Below are 1312 nucleotides of genomic sequence, written 5' to 3'. Positions count from 1 at the left end.
CTGAAGACCGCCCCTGACGGACAATCAGCCCACTACACTGCACCACGCAGCCTCTGACCAGGCAAAACACCGAAGTCCTGCTGGAGTACTAGGTGTGGCTGTCATGTGCGGCTCCTGTGTCACACCAACGCCGCGCCGCCGTCTATCGCGAGCGTGGTGCCGGTGACGTAGGCGTTGGACAGGACGAAGAGATAGGCCGCCGCGGCTTCCTCGGCGGTGCCGACACGCCGCGTGAGCAGCTCGGCCCCGGCGTCCTGGAGGAAGGCCTCCGGGTTCGGGACACTGCCGTCCCACAGTTCGGTGCGGATCACACCGGGCTGGATCACGTTGACGCGTAGCGGGGCGAGTTCGACGGCGAGTGCCCGGGACAGGGCCTCGATGCCGCCGGTGATGCCTGCGGTGAGCGCGGTTCCGGACAGGGGGCGGATCGCGAGGACGCCGGAGCTGAAAGTGATCGATCCGCCGTCGCGCAGTCGCGGTGCAGCGTACCTGGCGGCGAGGAACGCGCCCCAGAACCGGCGCTCGAAGACGGCCTTGGCCTCCTGCGGGGTGGTGTCGACCAACGGCTTGATCAGCAGGGATTCGCCCGCGGTGTAGACGAGGTGGTCGAACTCCCCGACCTGCTCGAAGAACGCGGCGATGGCGTCGCCGTCGGCGACGTCCAGGCGGTGGCCTTCGGCCGGCTCGCCCAGCCGCTTCGTCGCGGCGTCGACGCGGTCCTGGTTGCTGGAGGCGACCAGGACGTCCGCGCCCCGGCAGTCGCCCCGGCCCTGAAGGCGATCCACGACGATCCCGGCCATCCCTGGACCGTGGAGTCGCTGGGCACCCGCGCCGGGCTGTCCCGCGCGGCGTTCGCCCGCCGCTTCACCTCGGTGGTCGGCGAGCCGCCGTTGTCCTACCTGACCAACTGGCGGATGGCCACCGCGGCGCGGTTGCTGCACCGATCGCCGGCGCCGCTGAGCACGATCGCGCAGCACACGGGGTACACGTCGGAGTTCGCCTTCGCCAAAGCCTTCAAACGACACTTCGGATCGCCACCGGGGGCCTACCGCAAGCAGGTCAGGACGGCAGGCGGCGAACCACGCGGACGCAACTGACGGTGCGGGCCAGGACATCACCGCAGCGAATCGGGAGGCGGGGGTCGCTGCCGATGCCGGCCTCTCGAAGCCGCACTGGAGCGCCAGGCCACGGAAAACGCAAAAAGACCCCCTCCCGGTGTCGGGAGGGGGTCTTTTCGGAATGATTGTTCGGCGGCGTCCTACTCTCCCACAGGGTCCCCCCTGCAGTACCATCGGCGCTTTGAGGCTTAGCT

General features: G+C 69.3%; 1 protein-coding gene, 1 rRNA gene and 1 pseudogene. 1 reads left to right on the top strand and 2 read right to left on the bottom strand.

Translation table 11 applies throughout. The annotated features are described in order from the left end of the window. Window positions 1–119: 119 nt before the first annotated feature. Complete coding sequence (locus tag AC0B61_RS37210; RefSeq protein ID WP_471746968.1) at window positions 120–800, bottom strand: SDR family oxidoreductase; 681 nt, start codon at window positions 798–800, stop codon at window positions 120–122. Here AC0B61_RS37210 and AC0B61_RS37205 point away from each other — a divergent pair. Further along, window positions 753–1097, top strand: a pseudogene (locus tag AC0B61_RS37205) (helix-turn-helix transcriptional regulator); the annotation flags it as partial. The gene AC0B61_RS37210 and the pseudogene AC0B61_RS37205 overlap by 48 nt on opposite strands. A gap of 148 nt (window positions 1098–1245) precedes the next feature. On the opposite strand, the gene rrf reads toward AC0B61_RS37205, so the two are convergent. Further along, window positions 1246–1312, bottom strand: a 5S ribosomal RNA gene (gene rrf / locus AC0B61_RS37200); the annotation flags it as partial.

The organism is Kitasatospora sp. NPDC023385 (genome assembly GCF_055664045.1).
The sequence above is the reverse complement of the archived record's forward strand: the minus strand, read 5'-3'. Positions and strand labels throughout refer to the sequence as shown.